Genomic DNA, 19,366 nt, shown 5'->3' on the forward strand with positions numbered 1-19,366 from the left:
GGCGTGACTCAGTTGAGCTTGATCTGGGCGGTCTTGATGACCTTGCCCCACTTGTCGTGCTCGGCCTGGATCAGGCGCGCGAAGTCCTCGGGCGAGCCGCCGACCGGTTCCACGCCCAGATTCAGGAGCTTCGCCTTGACGTCATCGGACTTCAGGATCGCATCGATCGCACGGTTGAGCTTCAACACGATGGCGCGCGGCGTGGCGGCTGGCGCCACGACCCCACTCCACGACAGCGATTCGTAGCCCTTGACGCCGGCTTCGTCGAGCGTCGGCACATTGGGCAGGCCGGGAAGGCGCTTGCGGCTGGTCACGGCCAGCGCCTTGAGCTTGCCTTGCTGCACGAAGCCGATGGACGACGGCGCGTTGTCGAACAGCATCGTGACATTGCCGCCCAGCAGGTCGGTCAGCGCCTGCGAACTACCCTTGTAGGGCACGTGCAGCATGTTCACGCCGGTCATCGACTTGAACAGTTCGCCCGACAGGTGCGTGGAACTGCCGGGGCCGGACGACGCGAAGCTCAGCGCGCCGGGGCGCGTCTTGGCCAGTTGCACGAGGTCCGCCACGTTGGTAGCCGGCATGCCCGGCGACACCACGAGGATGTTGGCATTCTGCGTGGCATAGCTCACAGGCACGAAGTCCTTGGCCGCGTTGTAGTTGAGCTTGCCGTACAGGTGGTCGTTGATCGACAGGATGCCGGTGGCCCCCATCAGCAGCGTGTAGCCGTCAGCGGGAGACTTGGCCACCAGTTCGGCGCCGATATTGCCGCTGGCGCCGGCGCGATTGTCCACCACGAACGGCTGCTTGAACTGCTCCTGCAGCTTCTCGGCGAGAATGCGCGCCACCACGTCAGTGGAGCCACCGGCGGCGAACGGCACGACGATGCGGACCGCCTTGTCGGGATAGGTATCTTCCGGGCCGGCAAAGGCGAAGGTGGGCAAACAGGCAAGCAGGACTGCGGCGCGACCAAACAGGTTCTTCATGGGGGGATCCTGGGCAGAGGGTGTGATTTTTTTCGCTTGGCCACGTATGCAGCCCCGTGGTTGCGAACACAGTCTAGAGACGGCCATTACCGTGGACAATCGACTTTTTTGCGCCCACTATTACCAAATTCTGATAAATCGCCCCTTCGCACCCGCCTGATGCGTCACAACGTCACCCTCAAGCAGTTCCGCTGTTTCCTGGCCGTGGCCGAGACCGGTTCGTTCACCGCCGCGGCGTTGCGGCTCCACATCACCCAGTCCGCGCTGACCGCGACCATCCAGCAACTCGAGGAGGTGCTCGGTCTCCGGCTGTTCGACCGCACCACCCGCCGGGTGACGCTGACCGGGCATGCGGAGCGCTTCCGGCCCGAGGCGGAACGGCTGGTCAACGGTATCGACGGCGCCGTCTCGGACCTCGTGGCGCTGGCCCAGGGCGAGCGCGGGCATATCCGCATCGGCGCGGCGTCGTCGGTCATCAGCCAGTTCCTGGTGCCGGCGCTGCCGCGCTTTCGCGACGCGTATCCGGGCATCACGGTCTCGCTGCGCAACCCCGCCGCACAGCAGACCGAGCGGCTGGTGCTTGAGGGGGAGGTCGACTTCGCCATCGACAGCAAATTTCGGGGCGCGGAAGAACTCGACTACACGCCGCTGGTGAGCGACTGCTATGGCGCGGTCTGCCACCGGGACTCGCCGCTCGCCACCCTCGATCGGCCGATCGATTGGACCGACCTGCCCACGGGCGGCTATGTCGGCTTCAGCGCAGACACCGGCATCGGCCACTTCCTGCGCACGCACGCCGCCCACTGGTCCATGCTGCAAGGCGAACACGATGAGGTAGAAAGCACCACCTACCTCTTCGCCATGCTGGCGCGCGGCAACTACTACTCGGTGCTGCCGGCGCTGGCGTATCAGCGCAACGAGTTTCCGGAACTCGTGTTCCGGGAGCTGCACGGCCCGCGCCTGTCGCGCGAGCTTTGCGTGATGACCCGGCCGCTGCGCTCGCTGGCGCCCAGCGCGCAACGGCTGCTGGCCCTGCTGACCGATACGTTGACCGAGATGCCCATGCCGCCGGGCGTGACGCTGCTGGCCAGACGGCAGCCGGCATAGCGCCCGACGACGATATATCGCCAACACTGATCAATCGATCTTTATTTTTCATTGGTCATCATCAATCGATATTCCTATCATCGTCTGACGACTTCATGACGACGGGAGTGCCTTGTGACGATGTGGGCAATTGGGATTGATATTGGCGGCACCTTTACGGATGTCGTCGCACTGGACTACGGGGCGGGCAGGCTCGTCAGCCTGAAGGTCCTCACCACCCACGGTGACCCGGCGCAGGGCGTGGCCGATGGCGTCAGCCGGCTGATGCACACCCACCACATCGACCCGCAGCGGGTCACGCGCGTGGTCCATGCCACCACGCTGTTCACCAACGCGCTGATTGAACGCCGCGGCAGCACCACCGGCCTGCTGACGACCCGGGGCTTCCGGGACGTGCTGGAGATCGGCCACGAGCGCAAGTACGACCTGTATGACCTGACGATCGAGCCAGCGCCGGCGCTGGTGCCGCGCCGGCTGCGCGCCGAGATTGGCGGGCGCATGGATGCGCAAGGCCATGAGATCGAGGCGCCGGACGCCCAGGAAGTGCGCGCGGTGGTGGGGCAGTTGGTGGAGCAAGGCGTCGATTCGCTCGCCGTGTGCCTGCTGCACGCCTACGGCGCGCCGGCGCACGAGCGGCTGGTGCGCGACTGGATCGAGCGCGATTTCCCCACCCTGCACGTCACGCTGTCATCGGATGTCGCGCCCGTCATCCGCGAATTCGAGCGCAATTCCACCACCGTCGCCAATGCCTATATCAAGCCGCTGGCGACGCGCTACCTGGACGCACTCGAAGGTCGCCTGCAAGCGCTCGGCCTGCACGCCGGCGTGCTGATGATGCTGTCCAACGGCGGTCTGGCCCATATCGGCGAGGCCAAGCGCAATCCGATCGAGCTGCTCGAGTCCGGCCCCGCGGCCGGCGCGATCTCGGCGGCCCACTACAGCCTGCGCGATGCGCAGCCAGACCTGCTGGCCTTCGACATGGGCGGCACCACGGCCAAGCTGTGTTTGGTAGAGGATGGCAAGCCGGCCATCACGTTCGGCTTCGAGGCGGCACGGCGCAAGCGTTTTGCCGAAGGCAGCGGCCTACCGATCCGCATTACCACCATCGACCTGATCGAGATCGGCGCCGGCGGCGGCAGCATCGCCCATCAGGACGCCCTGGGCCTCCTCAAGGTGGGGCCGCAGAGCGCCGGCTCCGAGCCGGGGCCAGCCTGCTATGGGCTGGGCGGCACTGATCCGACCGTGACGGATGCGAATCTCGTGCTCGGCTACCTCAATCCCGATTACTTCGCCGGCGGCACGATGGCCATCAGCGTGGCGCGCGCCGCCGAGGCGCTTGGCCGCGCGGGCGAGCGGCTGGCGCGTGACGTGACCGGCGTGGCCTGGGGCATCCATGACATCGTCGCCGAGAACATGGCGGGCGCCGCGCGCGTGCACGTGGCCGAGCGTGGGCGCGATCCGCGCGGCTTCGTGCTGCTGTGCACCGGTGGCGGGGGGCCATTGCATGCGTATTACGTTGCCCAGAAGATTGGTGTGCGGACGATTTTGTGTCCGCCCGCCGCAGGCGTGGCGTCTGCATACGGCCTGCTGGTGTCACCGGCACGCGCCGACCGCTCGCGCACGGTGAGCGTGCGGCCCGCCACGGATTCGCTGGAGCGGCTGGAAACCGCCTTTGCCGAACTGGAATCGCAATCGCGCGAAGCGCTGGCGCCGCTGGACGAGAGCTTCGGCCCGATACGGCTGACGCGCCATGCCGACGGGCGCTTCGCCGGACAGGGCTTCAACCTGTCGGTGCGCCTGCCCGATGGCCCCTACACCGGCAAACAGCCGGCGGAGATCGTGCGCGCCGCCTTGATCGCCGCGTTCGAATCCGGCTATCGCGAGAAATTTGGCCGTACCCCGCCCGATGTCCCCGTGGAACTGGTGACCTTGCGCGTGACGGGCGAGGCGCCGCCGCGACAGGCCTTCGTCGCCGAAACGCTGCCTGAAGGCGTGGCCGTCGCGCCCGGCAGCCGGCGCAAGGTCTATTTCAGGGAGGCCGATGGCTACCTGGACACCCCGGTCTTCGACCGCGCCGCGCTGCCAGCGGGATTCCGCGCGCAGGGGCCGCTGCTGATCGAGGATGCCGGTTCCACGCTGGTCGTGGGGCCGAAGGGCCGCGTCACGCAAGGGGCAAGCGGCAATCTCGTCATCGAACTGGAGGAGCACGCAGCATGACCCGCCAACCCATGCCCGGCGCGGCTTCCGCCGCCGACCCCATCTTCCTGGAAGTGTTCTGGACGCGCGTGCGCGCCGTGGTGAACGAGGCCGCCAAGCTTATCGTGCGCACGTCCTTCTCCACCCTCTCCACCGAGGCCAACGACTTCGCGGTGGTCGTCACCGATTCGGCGGGTCGCGCGTTGGCGGAGAACAGCGGCAGCATTCCCTCCTTCATCGGCACCCTGCCACGCACCGTGCGCGCCGCCATCGCGCAGATCGGTGCGGACAATATGCGGCCGGGGGACATCTTCATCACCAATAACCCGTGGATCGGCACGGGGCACCTTAACGACGTGTGCCTGGTCAAGCCGATATTCCACGGCAATCGCCTGGTGGGCTTCGCCGCGACGGCGGGCCACGTGCCCGACATCGGCGGCAAGATCCGTTCGGTGGATGCGCGCGAGCTGTTCGAGGAAGGGTTCCACATCCCGATGATGCCGCTCATGCGCGAGGGGCACGTGGACGACACGCTGCTGCAACTGATTCGCACCAATGTGCGCACGCCGGAGCAGACCGTGGGCGATATCTGGTCGCAGGTCGGCGCGGTGGAACTGATCGCGGCGCGGCTCCATGACATCCTGACCGAGTACGCCTTGCCCGGCATCGACGATCTGGCGCAGGCGCTGTTCGACCGCAGCGAGGCCGCCATGCGCCACGCCATTGCGCAGCTGCCGGAGGGCGAATATCGCTACACGATGCAAACCGACGGCTTTGGCGAGCGCTTCACCTATGCCGTGACGGCGCGCATCGGCAACGGCGAGATCGAGTGCGATTTCGCGGGCACGTCTCCGCAGCAGCCGCGCGGCATCAACTGCGTGCTGGCCTATACGAGCGCGATGACGGCCTATGCGATCAAGTGCCTGCTACTGCCCGACCTGCCGAACAACGACGGACTGTTCCGTCCGATCCGCGCCGTGGCGCCGGAGGGCTCGCTGCTCAATCCGCGCTCACCCGCGCCCGTAGGGGGGCGCGCTTGCACGGGCCACTACGTGCCCACCGTCATCTTCGGCGCCATGCAGCAGGTGCTGCCCGAGCGCGTGATGGCCGGCGCCGGCTCGCCGCTGTGGATCGCCAACCTCAGCGGCACCCGCGAGGATGGCCGCCCCTTCGCCACGGTGCTCTTCTATAACGGCGGTCTGGGCGCCACGGCCGGGAAGGACGGCGCATCCGTCATGTCCTGGCCGAGCAATATTTCGCCGACGCCGGTGGAAGTGGCGGAACGCGACGCGCCGCTGTTCTTCCGCTACAAGGCACTGCGCCCGGGCACCGGCGGTGCCGGCCGGCAGCGGGGCGGGCTTGGCGAGGAGGTGTGCTTCGTCAGCCGTCATCCCACGCCCCTGTCAATCGTCTTCCTGACGGAACGGCTGATCGTGCCGGCGCCGGGTTTTGCCGGCGGCGAGGCCGGCGCCTGCGGGGAAGTGCTGATCAACGGGCAAGCGGTGGATGCACGTCAGCCGCAGACGCTGCAGCCCGGCGACGAAGTGATCCTGCGTACCCCGGGCGGTGGCGGCTTCGGCCCGGCCACCGAACGGGACTTCGAGCGCATCGCGTACGATCGGGAACAGGGCTACGCCACCTGAATCGGCACGCATCATGCATGCGGAGGAGACAAGAGCCGGCACCTGAGGGTGCCTTTACCACACAACATCCGGGCGGACCCACGCCGCACCGGTGGAGAGGTAGTCATGCATTGCATCTTCAAGACGCTGTCCCTGCCCGTCGCGCTGTGGTTGCTGGCGCCCCTTGCCCACGCGGCCGATGCCACGCCGGCAGAGGTTGCCGCGTATCCCAACAAGCCAGTACGCATCATCGTGCCGTATCCAGCCGGTGGCTCCACCGACGTGCTCGCGCGCGTGCTCGGCCAGAAGATCGGCGAGGAAATGGGCCAGCCAGTGGTGGTGGAGAATCGCCCCGGCGCCAGCGGCAATATCGGCGCGAGCTATGTCGCCAAGTCGCCGGCGGATGGCTACACGCTGTTCCTCGGCACCTCCACTGCGCTAGCGGCCAACCCCGGCCTGTACAAGACGCTCCCTTACGATCCGCAGAAGGATTTCGCGCCGATCATCCTGGCTACGACGCTCGCCAGCCTGGTCGTCGTCAATCCATCGGTGCCGGTGAAGACCATGCAGGAGCTGAGCGCCTACCTGAAGGCGCATCCCGGCACGAGCTACGCGTCATCCGGCAACGGCACGCCGGCCCACCTCGGTGGCGAGCTATACAAGAAGATGGCGGGCGTGCAGATGAATCATGTGCCCTACAAGGGTGGAGCGCCGGCGCTGACGGATCTCATCGGCGGGCAGACGTCGCTGATGTTCGCGATCCTGCCCGAGGCGATGCCGTTCGTGAAGGAAGGCAAGCTGCGCGCACTGGCCGTGACCACGGCCAAGCCCACCCCCAACGCCCCGCAGATGCCGACGGTGGCCGAAGCCGGCGTGCCGGGCTATGAGCTGGTCGGCTGGTATGCCTTCCTGGCGCCGCGCGCCACGCCGCAGCCCATCGTTTCCAAGTTGAACAAGGCGTTCGACGAGGCGCTGCAGGACAAGGCGGTGCGCGAGCGGCTCACCAGTCTCGGCTTCGACGTTGCCGGCGGCCCGCCGGAGCGCCTGGCCAGCACGATTCGCAGCGAGACGAAGAAGTGGAAGCAGGTCATCGACGAGGCGCACATCAACCTCGACTGACGATTGCAACGCCGGAAGGGCTGGGGCGGCGCGGGCGCGGGGCCGGCCGCTTCAGCCCGCCTTCCGGCGCGTGGTGCGGCGCGTGGCGCGACGCGGGGCGGCTTCCTCGCCGATGATCGACACGCCATCGGGCAGCGCCTGCGCACGGATGGTGTCCATGATGATGTCGAGCATGCGTTGCGAACTCGGCGACAACGAGCGCAGCCGCCGCGTGATCAGGCAGATCTCGCGTGACAGCACCGGCGCGGCCAGCTCACGGTAGGCCAGGTCGGTGAAGCCCGCCGCCTTGGCCGCCAGGGCCGGGATGATCGAGAATCGCCCGCCTTCGTTGAGCACCGCGAACAACGACGTCGTGCTCGAAATCTCGTCATGTTCCCCGCCGAACACCGGCCAGTGGCCCGCGTTCTCGTGCAGGAAGGTGCCGATGCCCGTGTCGGCCGTGAAGGCGACGAAATCCTCTGGCGCAAGGTCCGCCCAGCGCAACGGACCGGCGCGCTTGGCTAGCGGATAGTCCGCGCGGCAGACCACGCCGTAGCGGTCTTCCAGCAGCGGCACGTAGGAGAGTTCGTCGATGCCCTTGTGGCGGCTGGTAATGGCGAAGTCGAGTTCCCCATCCATCACCATCTGTTCGACCTGCTCCGCGCCGGCATCGCGCAGCGTGAACGTCACGCCCGGATACTGCTGGCGAAACTTGCCCACGGCCGTGACCAGGAACTGGTAGATCACCGACGCCGCCGCCGCAATGCGGATATGCCCTTTCTGGCTGTCCGCGAACGATTGCAGGTCGGAGATGGCGCTGTCGAAATCCCGCAGGATCCTGTCGGCCTCGGCCTTGAAGCGGACCGCCTCCTGCGTCATGACCACGCGCCGCGTGTTGCGGTCGAACAGCTTGAGCCCGACCGATTCCTCGAACTGCTGGATGGTCGCCGTCAGCGCCGACTGCGTAACAAACAGGCGCGCCGCCGCCGTGGTGAACGATCCGGCGTTGGCCACCTCGACAAACGAGCGTAGGTGACGCAGGGAGATATTGCGGTTCATGGCGCGCGCTGTGCGGCGTGGGGAGGGATGCCTGCAGCATATATTCGAAGCCGTGAATGATCAACGACGACTCATCGCGCGTAGCGAAAAGCCGTGCGCTGCTCACCCAACGCCAGCCCCGCGTCACTAGCCGCGGTCGAAGGCGGTCACCTTGGGTAGCACCTCCGCCAGGTAGTCCACCATCGTGCGCACCGCCGGCAGCAGGCCGATACGGTAGGGAATCAGCGCGGTGATGCGCGCATCGGCGGCAATCCATTGCGGCAAAATCTGCCGCAGCGCGCCGGCTTTCAGCTCCGTCTGGCAGATGTAGCCGGGCAGCGCCGCGATGCCGATGTTTGCGCAGGCGGCTTCCTTCAGTGAAATCAGGCTGTTGCTCTGGAACCTCGGATCGATCGGCACCGTAACGGTGCGTTTGTCGGGGCCCTGCAAATGCCATTGCAGCGGTCCCTTGCTGACCATGCCGATGAGCGAATGGGTCATCAGGTCTTCCGGCTCCGCCGGCACGGACATCCGCTCAAGGTATTCCGGACCCGCGAACAGGTACCAGGGCGCCTTGGCCAGCGGATGCTGGATCAGGTTGGAGTCCTGCAATTGCCCCGTATGGCCCCGGATCGCGAGGTCGAAGCCCTCCCCCACGATATCCACCAGCCGGTCCGTGGCGGTCTCGACGATCTTGACCTTGGGATTCTCTGACAGGAAGGTAGGCAGCACGTGCCGCAGCGCAAACTGCGCGATCTCGGCGGCGGTGGTCACGCGGATCACGCCGCTGGGTTCGGCCAGCCGCTGGCGCATCGCCTCCTCGGCCACCTCCGCGCTGCGCAGCAGGTTCATCGCGTACTGGTAGAACTCCTGGCCCACCTCGGTCATGGCGAACTGCCGCGAGGTGCGATTGATGAGCCGCACGCCCAGCGACGCTTCCAGCTCCTTGACCCGATGGCTCAGCGTCGACTTCGGCAGGCGCAGCACCTCGCCGGCCGATGTGAAGCCACCGCGGTCAACGACCTGCACGAAGAAATAGACGTCCTTCAGATCGAGCATTGGATGGGGGCGCGCAGTCCGCTGTCGCGATGGCAACGGCTGTCATATCGGTATGGTATCGAGGTCCGATCATACTGCACCGCGCGCGCCCAGTGGCATCCGGGCAAACCTTGGTACTTCCTGCCCCCGCCGTACGACCATCGTTCGGTTTTGCCGAACCTTGCGTACACGATCTGACCGCTGCCCAATCGATATTGAACGCTTAAGCTGTTGCACATGAGCGGCTCCGCGCTGTCTCGTGACCGTCAATACTCAAGTGGAGAGGACAATGTCGATGATCAAGGGATTTCATCATCTGACCGCCGGCGTAAGACACGCGCAGGAGGATGTGGATTTTTACGTCAAGCTGCTGGGGCAAAGCCTCGTCAAGAAGACCGTTCTTCTCGACGGCGAGGACCCGATCTATCACCTCTACTACGGCAACGCCAACGGTGACCCGGGCACGCTGGTGACCTCGTTCCCGTTCCGGCAGAAAGGGGTTGCGGCGCGCCCCGGCTCGGGCCAGGTCCGGGTCATCAACTATTCGGTGCCCACCGGCTCGCTCGACTTCTGGCGCGCCCGCTTCGACGCGATGGGCATTGCCTACGACAGCGCCATCACCGCGCGCTTCGACGAGCGGCGCCAGCGTTTTCATCACCCCTGCGGCATCGAGTTCGATCTGGTCGAGACGGATCTGGACAAGCGCCCGGCCTGCGTGGCCAGCGACATTCCCGAAGCATTCGCGATCCGCGGCGTGCACAGCATCACGCTGTCGCTGCGCGAGGTGGCCGAATCGATCCGCTTCATGAGCGAGGCGATCGGTTTCCGCCAGGTCGGCCAGACCGGGCCGTACTACCGCTTCGAGACGCACACGGGCGGCCCCGGCATGGTTGTCGAATTCCTGCATGAGCCGGATCGTCACCAGGGCTCCTCGGTCTATGGCGAAGGCACGATCCACCATGTGGCGTTCGCCGTCGACACCATGGACCAGCAGATGGCCCTCAAGGAAAAGTTCATGGCGCTGGGCTACATCGATACCTCGGAGTCGGTGAACCGCAACTACTTCCGCTCCATGTATTTCAAGATGCCGGGCGGTGTGATGTTCGAAGCGGCCACGACCGATATCGGCTTCGCCATCGACGAAGAACCCGGCCACTTCGGCGAGGAATTCCAGTTGCCGCCCTGGCTGGCCGACCGCAAGGACGAGTTGCTCGGGCGACTCGAACCCATTTCCGTTTGACCGACTTCACCCTGTCTGGACCTGACATGCAGAAACCCAAAGTACTGATCGCCTTCTATTCCCGCAACAGCTCGACCGAACTGCTGGCCAAGGCCGTGGCAGCCGGCGCCATCGAGGCCGGCGCGGAAGTCCGCCTGCGCCGCGCGCGCGAGGTGGTCGGCCCCGACGTCATGCGCCAGGCGCCGGGCTGGCTCGAGAACGCCACCGCCATGAACGACCGCTACGAAGCGCCGACCGAGGCCGACGCCGAGTGGGCCGATGCCATCGTCTTCGGCACGCCGACGCGCTTCGGCTCGATCTCGACGGAACTCAAGGCCTATATCGACGGCCTCGGCGGCCTGTGGTTCCAGGGCAAGCTCAACGGCAAGGTCGGCTCGGTGTTCGGCTCGACCTCGTCGCGCCACGGCGGCAATGAATCGACGCTGCTGTCGATCTACACGCCGATGGCCCACCTGGGCCTGATCATCGTGCCGCTGGGCTACGCCGACGCCGTGATGTTCAAGGCCGGCACGCCCTACGGTGCGACCCATGTCTCACACCTCGACGCCGACAAGCCCGACGAGGACCACCTGGCCGTGGCCCGCTTCCAGGGCCGCCGCGTGACCGCCGTGGCACGTTCGCTGCATTGCGAGCAGGAACCCGTGGCCGCTTGAGGTCGCTCCAGGTCGCTTGAGGTAAGAGAAAGGGCGGGGACTTGTGGTCCCCGCCCTTCTTTATGCCCCCTCCGTCTGGTTCCTGTTACTGCTTCTACCCCAAACCTAAGCCGCCACGGCCTCGCCGCAGCACGCCACCGTTTCCATGTACCGCGAAGGCGGCATCGCGCCGAGCGTGGCCTGGATCGCCTCCTTGCAGAGCGACGGGCGCCTGGCGAGCAGCTCCACGTAACGCGTGACGTTCGGCAGTTCCTCCCACAGCGACGCCAGCCCGAGGTAGGCCATCCGCACCAGGTTCACGCCCCACAGCACATCGCCCAGCGTGAACGGGCCGCCCTTGAGATAGGTTTCCGACGACGAGGACAGCGTGTTTTCGAGATCCTTCAACAGGCTGGCCACGTGCTGACGCGCTGCCCGCTGGAACGCCGCGTCGTGGCGGACGGACTTGCCACCGCGCTCCTTGGCGATCTTGGCGCGATAGGCGGCCACCAGCACCGCATCGTCCGCATTGGCGGCGATCATCGCCTCGAGCGCCATGATCTTGTAGTCGTAGACCCGTTCCATGCCAGCCTTGAGCACATCGGGCCGCGCATCCGCATCGGGATGAAAGCCATAGAGCAGCGTGCCGTTCGGGATCCTGTCGACGATATCGACCTGCCGCATCACCGCCGCGCGCGCGACCGCGTCCTCTGGCACCAGTTGCACCGGGTCATGGGACACCGCGTCCAGGTAGCAGCAGATCCGCTTCGAATCGGCGATGACCCGGCCGGCCTCGTAGTCCACCAGCAGCGGCACCACGCACGGATCGAAGCCTTCGGTCTCGACCGAGGTGCGCCCGCTGTAGCCGCTGACGAATGCCCTGTCCACCTCTCGCCCGGCGATCAGGCGCAGCCGGACATAGGGCGGATGGTAGTGCTCGGCGGCGACGACACCCGCCGGCCCCATCGAACCGAGGATCATCATGTCGTTCGAGCGGTACGACAGGCGCTTCTCGGCCAAGACCGTACGCACCTTCTGCGAGCAGAGCGAACTCGCCGCATGAAAGAGCTCGAAACGCGGCGCGGCGTCGTCCCCGACGATGGTGATCCGCGCGGGGTCGGCCATGGCGGCACGGGCATCGGCCGCCAGACTCTTCAATCTCGTATGGTCCATTGCTGTGTTCTCCTTACTTGTGCATGTGCGGGCATGCCGCCGGCGGGTCGCCGATGAAACCGCGCGCCGACCAGAGTTCCGGGAACGGGATCTCCGCCATGGACGGCAGCAGCCAGGCAACGCCCTCCGTGCCGAAGTAGGCCGGGCGGGCGCCGAACGTGCGGCGCGTGGCCATCAGGTGCAGGTGCTTCCAGGCGGAGAAGCCCTCGGCGACATCGGCCAAGGTCTCGCCAAGACGCTGGAGTTCGACATGCTGGTTCGGGTTGGCATACACAACGCGCCAGGCTTTCTCGACATCCTTGCTGGGTGCATAGGCCTGGCTGAAGTCGCGCTTGAGTACCGTGGCCGGCACCGCGAAGCCGTGGCGGTCCAGGTAGCCGAGCACGTCGTCGTAGACGCTCGGCTGGTGCAGCGTCGTGTTGAGCTGGTCCCAGCGCGCGGGTTGCGGTTCGAAATGCTGCAGGTGCTCCGCCTGCTTGATGCCGAGCAGGTAGACCATCTGCCGGTAGGTCCAGCCCTGGAGCGCGGTGTCCTTGCCGAACGTCGCTACCGCGCGGGACAGGATAGCCAGCAGGTCGTTGGGCGTCATCCACGCCAGCGAGCGCCACGTCGCGTTAAGCGGCTCATGATGGGCGACCACGCGTTGCAGGGTCTTGATGGCCTGCGTCAGGTCATTGGCGCGCAACTGCGCCTGGGCGATCCGCAGCTCCTTGATGATCAGCATCCAGTACAACTCGGACACCTGCACCGACGTGATCCACGCATGCTCGCCCGGATGATCGCTGACCGGGTGTTGCAGCGAGTGCAGCACGTCGGTGCGCATCCACGCGCTGTAGGGCGTTTGCCCGGGGGAAGCGCTGGCCGGGGCGGCGCGCTCTGGCTTGACGGTTTCGTCCATCGTCGTCTCCTGGTTGTGGGGGGTCAAATCTCGTGGGCCGTGCCTGCCCGCAGCAGCAACTCCATCTGCTGCGCGATCTGGAGCAGCGCGCCGTCGTCGCCCGGCTTGGCCACGACCTGCAACGCCGCGGGAAGGCCGCAGTCGCCGGTGGGCAATGGAATCGAGATGGCGGGAAACCCGGCGATGTTGAATGGCGCGGTGTAAGTCATCAGCGCCTCGCGGACCGTGCCGGACCACGCGCCGATCTCGACGTTTGCAGCGCCAAGATGGGGGGCGACGCACGGGCAGGTCGGCAGCACGAGGTAGTCGACCGTCGACATTGCCTCGTGCAGCCTGGCCGTGAACCGGCGCCGCGTCTGCTGGGCCGCCGCATAGCCGCGCAGGTCCATCGTCTCCGCACGCCGCAATCGGTCGACGGTTTCCGGGTTGTAGTGCGTGGCGATGCGGTCCCAATCGTTGCGCCGGAAGTGCTCGATGCCGCCTTCGATCAGCACGATGGTCGCGAAGGCATCGAATACGGCATCGAACAGGCCGGACGTGTCGACGTCCACGCAGGCGAAGACCTGCCCCAGTCGGCCGATCGCCCCCTTGAATGCCGTGGCGACTGCCGGGCTCGTCGGCACCGGCGCGATCTCCGGGATCACGCCGAGGCGCGCGGACAGCCACGCATCGCTTTCGGGTACCTCGATATGAAGGGCATCGGCCAGCAACAGCACATCGTCGACCTGCGCCCCGAGCAGGCCGACGTGGTCGCACGTGGGTGCCAGCGGAAACACGCCGCGCGTGGAGAACGTATCGAACGTCGGCTTGTATCCGACCACGCCGCACAGCGCGGCGGGAATGCGCACCGAGCCACCCGTATCGGTGCCCACGCCGGCCATGACGGCCCCCTCGGCAATTGCCGCCGCCGCGCCGCCGCTGGAACCGCCCGGGATGCGCGTGCGGTCGAGCGGGTTCAGCGTATCGCCAAACTTTGTACTGGCGGTGGTCACGCCCCACGCGAACTCATGCGTCGTGGTCTTGCCGATGAGGATCGCGCCGCGCTCCGTCAGCGCTTTCACGATGTCGGCATCGGCGGCGGGCAGGTGCCCGAGGTAGGCCGCCGAGCCGTAGCGGGTCTCCAAGCCTTTGGTGTCGATGAGGTCCTTGATCGCGATGGGCAACCCTTCCAGCGGACGCTGCCGATTGTCGGCGTAACGGCGGTCACTCTCTGCCGCCGCCTTGAGCGCGCGGTCCCAGTCGATGGTCGAAAAGGCGTTGATGGATCGCTGGCTCGCTTCCGCCGCGTGGAGCGCCTGCTCCGCCAGCGCGGTTGCGGATATCTGCCGCGTCGCCAGGGCATCGAGCGTCTTGCGCAGGCCGGCCGGTTGCGTGGCCGCGCGGGCCGACTGCAGCAGATCACGGTGGTGATGGTCGGGATGGAGATCAGGATGGACGTCGAGATGGGTCATCACCACATGCTCTCCAGCAGTGCATCGAGCTTCTGGCCGGCGTGGGCGCCCAGGTCGCCGACCTCGGCGGGATAGTTCTGCTTCAGGAGCGCCGCCACCTCGGGCAGCTTCGCGCGGTCGAAATCGAACGCGGCGAGCCGGCTGGGCAGTTGCAGCGCGTCCACGACATCCGCAATGCGGTTGGCCAGTGCCGTGGCAGCGGTGACGTCCCCCTTGCCGGAAGCGAAGATGCCGAACTTGTCGCCATAGGCTTCGGCGCAGGCGCGAATGACGGGCGCCAGCGTGATGCACGAGGTCATGCTGTGCGGCAGCCCGAACGTGCCGCCGAGGATGTGCCCGATGCGATGGCTCAGTCCGTAGATGACCGATGCGGGATAGAAGTAGCACTGCCAGGCGCCAAGCTGGAGTTGCAGCAGGTCTTCGGTCGAGACCAGCCCGCGCGCGATGGCTTCCCGTGTCTCAAGCTGCTGCGGCCACTTCTCCAGCACGGCGAGGAAACGCTCGACGCCCCGCGCGGCCAGGATCGCGTGCGGATGATCCACGCCCACCTTGCGCATCCCTTCCACCGCGTGGTCGATGCCCTTGATGGCCGAGCTCAGCAACAGCGCGCGCGGGGTATCGATGACCAGCCGGGGGTCGATGGCAACGATCTTGGGCGCCGTTTCGCGCACGGCGTAGCTGCGCTTGAATTTCTGCGGACCGTCCGTCTCCGTCACACCGAAGTAGTGGGAGAACTCGGAACCGGACAAGGTCGTCGGGAAGGCCGCGATGGGCAGGTAGCGCCCGGTCTGCTTGAAGTGCGCGTAGGAGACCGCCTTCGCTGCGTCGAGCACCGAGCCCCCGCCCAGCGCGACAATCGACTGTGCGTCACGCGTGAGGCACGCTTGCAGGCCGTCGCGCACGGCGAAGTCCGGCACATGCGGTGGCAGGTCGATAAAGGCCCCCACGCCATCCCGGCTGCCGGGCTGCAGGACGTCACGATGCAAGGATTCGAGGAACCCGACCGTGAACGTGATCGGGCGGCGGATGCCGCGGTCTCCCAGCGACGCGGCAACGTCCTCCAGGATGTCGTGTCCCCAGACAATTTCTTCTTGCGGCAGGCATTTTAACTGGTTCATCCACTCACTCCAACGTGTGTCGCATGCAATCGATGCATCGATCCCGAGTGAGAAGATAGGCGATCCGGATTCAGCCGTGCGCGCGGCTTTCAGGAACATTGCGTCCATGAATATGGACGCCGGAATGCGTGCCTTGGCGCGCGCCTGCCAACGGTGCATCGCGGCCACGCAGCGGTGCAAGCGGCACGTTTTTCACCTCCGCTCACACAGGTAAACCCTCGGACTTCGGCACCGTCTTCACGCATGACGCGCCGGTGCGGTGCATCGTTCATCGTTCTCGGACGAAGCATGCAAGCATCGCCATCTTTTCACCGTCCACCACGCGGCTATGATTTTTTCACCGCGACCCCACCACGGAGAAAAGAGCGATGGAAATGGAATTGGAGGCTGAGATGGAGACGGCGATGAACATGGCGATGGACACGGAGATGAGCACAGCGGCCACGCGGTTCACCGAGACACTGATTCGCGGACGCCGCAGCAAGCGCGCGTTCCTGGACCGGCCGGTGCCGCTGCGGGCGGTCAGAGACATCCTGTCGGTGGCGAAGTACGCGCCGAGTTCAAGCAACACCCAGCCCTGGAAATGCTATGTGCTCACCGGCAGCGCACGCGAGCGAATCACCGATGCCGCGGTCGACGCCTACCGCGCCGGGCCCGACACGCTGGCCCACGAGTATCCGTTCTTCCCCAAGGATCTGCCGGCGCCGTATTCGTCACGCTTCAACATGTTCCGCGGCATGCTCGGTGACGCGCAGGGTGTAGCCAGGAGCGATATCGTCGGGCGGCGGCGCGACGTGGAACGCCAGTTCCGCTTCTTCGACGCGCCGGTCGGCCTGATCTTCACGATGGACCGCTGCCTGGAGTGGGCCAGCTTCCTCTGCTACGGCTGCTTCCTGCAGAACGTCATGCTGGCTGCGCGCGCGGAAGGACTGGATACCTGCCCGCAGCAAATCTGGTCGCTGCAGTCCGATGTGCTCCGCAAGGGCCTCGGCATTCCCGACTGCGAGATGGTGGTGGCCGGCATGTCACTGGGTTATGCGGACAACAGCGTGCCCGAGAACAACATGGCGATTCAGCGGCTGGAACTCGACGCTTTCGTCTCTTTCATCGACAACTGAGGCCCGGCGAGTCACGCCAGGCTGCCGCCCGCTACCATCATCACCAGCACCAGGGCGAGCAGCGCGACATACGTGACAGCGTGGACGCGGTCCGGGATGCGGCCGATCCAGCGTGCCGCCAGCCGGATCCCCACCCAGGAGCCGGCCGCCAGCACGACAAAGGCCAGCAGGTCGACATAGCCGGCGTGACCGGGCCCGAAGGTCGCGCCGTGCTGCCAGGCCAGCGCGACGTAGGTGACGGTGGCCGCAATCGCCATCGGCAATGACAGCGGATTGGCCATCGCCGTCGCCTGCGTCATGGTGGCCCCGCGCCGGCGCATCAGCGGCACGGTCATCACGCTGCCGCCGACGCCCAGGAAAGCGGCAATCGCCCCGATGCCGATGCCGATGGCGGCCGTCGCGCCTGCGGTCATCGGCCGCGCGGTGCCCGGGCCGGCATGCATGAATCCGGGGCGCAGCGTGCTGTCCACGATGGTCACGGCCAGATAGGCGACGAACGCCCACCGCACCCAGTCGCCATTGAGCCAGCTCGCGGCGGCGGCGCCAACGACCGCACCGACGGCGATATAGGCACCCATCGCCCGGATGCGCGGCCAGTCGACATTGCCGGCGCGATGGTGGCGCCACGTCGCCATGGAAGCGCCAAAGATCATCACGCACGACGAGGTGGCCACGGCGATCTGCATGGCCGCCTGCGCCACGGCGCTGCCGGCGGCGTGCGTCATCGTCAGCATCGTATAAAGCAGCGGCACCACGACAAAACCGCCGCCAAACCCGAACAGCACCGTCGTCACGCCGGCCAGGCCGCCGCAGAGCATGAGTACCGCGTACATCGACATCGTTAGCCCTCGTTTCCCATCGAACGGATGATCACGATACGGCGGATGCGGCTGGCAAACTTGCGATGTTTGGACAATAATCTTCGAGATCCTGCCAACGTCTCTCGTGTCCCGATGATCAATGTTCCGCTCGACAGCGTCGATGCCAGCCCGTGTGCCGCACTGGCCATCGGCACCGACTACACCTTCGGCACGCTGCTCGACACGCACAGCCACCGCCGCGCCCAGTTCCTGTATGGCATGACGGGATTGATGGAGGTGGGCACCGAGGAAGGCGCGTGGGTGGTGCCGCCCTATACGGGCGTGTGGATTCCGGCGCAGAAGCCGCATCGGGTGCGCATGAACGGGGTCAGCACGCGCAGCGTCTACGTGCTGCCGGAGTCGGCGCCGCGCAGTGGTGCGGGCTGCGAGGTGTTGGTGGTTAGTCCGCTGCTGCATGCCTTGCTGCTGGCCTCGGCGGACGTGCCCGCGCACTACACGGCGGACAGCCGCGACGGGGCGCTGATGCAGCTCATCCTGTTCGAACTGCACCGCGCGCCGACCTTGCCGCTGTTTGCGCCGATGCCGCGCGACCCGGCGCTCGCCAGGCTCTGCGCGGCACTGCTGGCGCACCCCGATATCGGCGCATCCGCCGATGACTGGGCGCGGCAGCTCCACTGCAGCCCGCGCACGTTCGCGCGCCTGTTCCAACAGCAAACGGGGATGTCGTTCGGCGCATGGCGCCAGCAGGCGTGCCTGTTGGCCGCGCTGTCGCGCCTGTCGGCCGGCACGCCCGTTACGGAGGTGGCGCTCGATCTCGGCTACGACAGCCCGAGCGCGTTCTCGACGATGTTCCGCAAGGCGCTGGGCGCGCCGCCCTCGTCATTCCTGCAGGCCAGGCGCTAGCAGCGGCGAGCGCATGCCCGCCACATCCATCTCGACCCGGAGAATCTCGCCTGCGGTGGAGTCAGTCACGTAAAGCGTCTTGCGCGCCGGGCCGCCGAACGCCACGTTGGTCAACGAGTGGCCGGGGGTGCCACAAATCACCTCGACAGGTTCCGCCCGGTGATTCAGCACCCAGACGTAGGCGAGCCCCGGGTTGGCTACCAGCAAGCGTCCGGACTGGTCCATCGCGAGCCCGTCGGGTCCGCTGGGACCATAGGACGTGAAGAACTGCCCCGTCTTGGACACACTCCCGTCTGCGAGCAGCGGCATCCGCCACACACAGTTCCCCCGCGTCACGGCCACAAACAGGAAACGTTCGTCCGGAGACAGGACGATGCCATTGGGACTCGGCACGTTGGACAGCAGCAGGTCCAGCCGGCCTTCGCGGGTCAGCCGGTAGACCCGGCCGGTGGGGTCGTGCAGGCCGGTCTGGCCCTGGTCCGTGAAGTACACGTTGCCTTGCGAGTCGAGCGTCAGGTCGTTCACGCCCTTGAAGCTTTCCGTGTTGCGGCGCGCCAGATAAGGCCGGACCTCGCCCGTGCGGGTCTCCACCACCATCAGTCCGTTGCGGTAGTCCGTGACCAGCAGTTGGTCGGGAGCGATGAACTTCATGCCGTTGGGCTCGCCGTCCCACTCGGCGATCACCTCCCACTCTCCCCCGTTGTCGATCCGGAAGATGCGACCGTTGGGAATATCCGTCACGTAGACATTGCCCGCATCGTCGACGACCGGACCTTCGAGGAACGAGTCGATGGCCCGTCCCCCCTGGTTGGCGTCGGACCAATCAGTCTGGCGACGTTTGCGATAGCGCTCCGGCAGGCTGCTGAACCGCGCTGGCTGGCGGATCGTTGGCGGGGTGAGGAGGAACATGTCGATTACCTGAAGAGGGTT

General features: G+C 66.4%; 17 protein-coding genes. 8 read left to right on the forward strand and 9 right to left on the reverse strand.

Annotated elements, in window-relative coordinates; translation table 11 throughout:
* Positions 1-8: 8 nt before the first annotated feature.
* Positions 9-983, reverse strand: a complete 975-nt coding sequence (locus BM115_RS15180; RefSeq protein WP_092295281.1) for a Bug family tripartite tricarboxylate transporter substrate binding protein — start codon at positions 981-983, stop codon at positions 9-11.
* 159 nt (positions 984-1,142) lie between these two features.
* Between BM115_RS15180 and BM115_RS15185 the strand changes: the two genes are divergently transcribed.
* The 4 genes from BM115_RS15185 (at position 1,143) to BM115_RS15200 (ending at position 7,027) form a co-directional block, all read left to right on the forward strand.
* Positions 1,143-2,090, forward strand: coding sequence for a LysR family transcriptional regulator (locus BM115_RS15185; protein WP_092295284.1), 948 nt, complete (start codon positions 1,143-1,145; stop codon positions 2,088-2,090).
* 120 nt (positions 2,091-2,210) lie between these two features.
* Positions 2,211-4,307 carry a hydantoinase/oxoprolinase family protein gene (locus BM115_RS15190; protein ID WP_092295287.1) on the forward strand — a complete coding sequence of 699 codons (2,097 nt, stop codon included), beginning with the start codon at positions 2,211-2,213 and terminating at the stop codon, positions 4,305-4,307.
* Entirely contained in the window at positions 4,304-5,929 is a 1,626-nt protein-coding gene (locus tag BM115_RS15195; RefSeq protein WP_092295289.1) for a hydantoinase B/oxoprolinase family protein, read from the forward strand. Before BM115_RS15190 ends, BM115_RS15195 begins: the two co-directional genes overlap by 4 nt.
* A gap of 105 nt (positions 5,930-6,034) precedes the next feature.
* On the forward strand, positions 6,035-7,027 hold the full coding sequence (locus tag BM115_RS15200; RefSeq protein ID WP_177219932.1) for a Bug family tripartite tricarboxylate transporter substrate binding protein: 993 nt from the start codon (positions 6,035-6,037) through the stop codon (positions 7,025-7,027).
* A gap of 51 nt (positions 7,028-7,078) precedes the next feature.
* Here the strand turns inward: BM115_RS15200 and BM115_RS15205 are convergent, their stop codons facing one another.
* Positions 7,079-8,065, reverse strand: coding sequence for a LysR family transcriptional regulator (locus BM115_RS15205; protein WP_092295292.1), 987 nt, complete (start codon positions 8,063-8,065; stop codon positions 7,079-7,081).
* A 126-nt stretch (positions 8,066-8,191) separates the two neighbouring features.
* The gene (locus BM115_RS15210; protein ID WP_092295295.1) at positions 8,192-9,103 is read right to left on the reverse strand and encodes a LysR substrate-binding domain-containing protein; all 912 of its coding nucleotides are present in this window, start codon (positions 9,101-9,103) and stop codon (positions 8,192-8,194) included.
* 268 nt (positions 9,104-9,371) lie between these two features.
* On the opposite strand from BM115_RS15210, the gene BM115_RS15215 reads away from it, so the two are divergent.
* Both BM115_RS15215 and wrbA read left to right on the forward strand, forming a co-directional pair.
* On the forward strand, positions 9,372-10,322 hold the full coding sequence (locus BM115_RS15215) for a ring-cleaving dioxygenase (protein WP_092295298.1): 951 nt from the start codon (positions 9,372-9,374) through the stop codon (positions 10,320-10,322).
* A 26-nt stretch (positions 10,323-10,348) separates the two neighbouring features.
* Positions 10,349-10,975: an NAD(P)H:quinone oxidoreductase gene (gene wrbA / locus BM115_RS15220; RefSeq protein WP_092295301.1), complete on the forward strand. Its 627-nt coding sequence runs from the start codon at positions 10,349-10,351 to the stop codon at positions 10,973-10,975.
* A 105-nt stretch (positions 10,976-11,080) separates the two neighbouring features.
* On the opposite strand, the gene BM115_RS15225 is transcribed toward wrbA, so the two are convergent.
* From BM115_RS15225 to BM115_RS15240, 4 genes are read right to left on the reverse strand one after another with little or no spacing between them, the layout of a single operon-like run.
* Positions 11,081-12,127, reverse strand: coding sequence for a glutathione S-transferase family protein (locus BM115_RS15225; protein ID WP_092295303.1), 1,047 nt, complete (start codon positions 12,125-12,127; stop codon positions 11,081-11,083).
* 13 nt (positions 12,128-12,140) lie between these two features.
* Positions 12,141-13,025, reverse strand: a complete 885-nt coding sequence (locus BM115_RS15230) for a tryptophan 2,3-dioxygenase (RefSeq protein WP_092295306.1) — start codon at positions 13,023-13,025, stop codon at positions 12,141-12,143.
* A gap of 23 nt (positions 13,026-13,048) precedes the next feature.
* Positions 13,049-14,476 carry an amidase gene (locus BM115_RS15235; protein ID WP_092296139.1) on the reverse strand — a complete coding sequence of 476 codons (1,428 nt, stop codon included), beginning with the start codon at positions 14,474-14,476 and terminating at the stop codon, positions 13,049-13,051.
* Positions 14,476-15,594, reverse strand: coding sequence for an iron-containing alcohol dehydrogenase (locus BM115_RS15240; protein WP_092295309.1), 1,119 nt, complete (start codon positions 15,592-15,594; stop codon positions 14,476-14,478). The genes BM115_RS15235 and BM115_RS15240 overlap by 1 nt, the downstream gene beginning before the upstream one ends.
* Before the next feature lie 428 nt (positions 15,595-16,022).
* Here BM115_RS15240 and BM115_RS15245 point away from each other — a divergent pair, with 428 nt between their 5' ends.
* On the forward strand, positions 16,023-16,712 hold the full coding sequence (locus BM115_RS15245) for a nitroreductase (RefSeq protein ID WP_369823446.1): 690 nt from the start codon (positions 16,023-16,025) through the stop codon (positions 16,710-16,712).
* Positions 16,713-16,723: 11 nt separating this feature from the next.
* Here the strand turns inward: BM115_RS15245 and BM115_RS15250 are convergent, their stop codons facing one another.
* The gene (locus tag BM115_RS15250; protein WP_092296145.1) at positions 16,724-17,545 is read right to left on the reverse strand and encodes a sulfite exporter TauE/SafE family protein; all 822 of its coding nucleotides are present in this window, start codon (positions 17,543-17,545) and stop codon (positions 16,724-16,726) included.
* A gap of 120 nt (positions 17,546-17,665) precedes the next feature.
* On the opposite strand from BM115_RS15250, the gene BM115_RS15255 reads away from it, so the two are divergent.
* Positions 17,666-18,436, forward strand: a complete 771-nt coding sequence (locus tag BM115_RS15255) for an AraC family transcriptional regulator (RefSeq protein ID WP_092295312.1) — start codon at positions 17,666-17,668, stop codon at positions 18,434-18,436.
* On the opposite strand, the gene BM115_RS15260 is transcribed toward BM115_RS15255, so the two are convergent.
* Positions 18,413-19,345 (reverse strand): SMP-30/gluconolactonase/LRE family protein, encoded by a 933-nt coding sequence (locus BM115_RS15260; protein ID WP_092295315.1) that lies wholly within the window; start codon positions 19,343-19,345, stop codon positions 18,413-18,415. The two genes, BM115_RS15255 and BM115_RS15260, sit on opposite strands and share 24 nt — an antisense overlap.
* Between the last annotated feature and the right edge of the window lie 21 nt (positions 19,346-19,366).

This window comes from Cupriavidus sp. OV096 (assembly GCF_900115455.1).
Lineage (GTDB): Bacteria > Pseudomonadota > Gammaproteobacteria > Burkholderiales > Burkholderiaceae > Cupriavidus.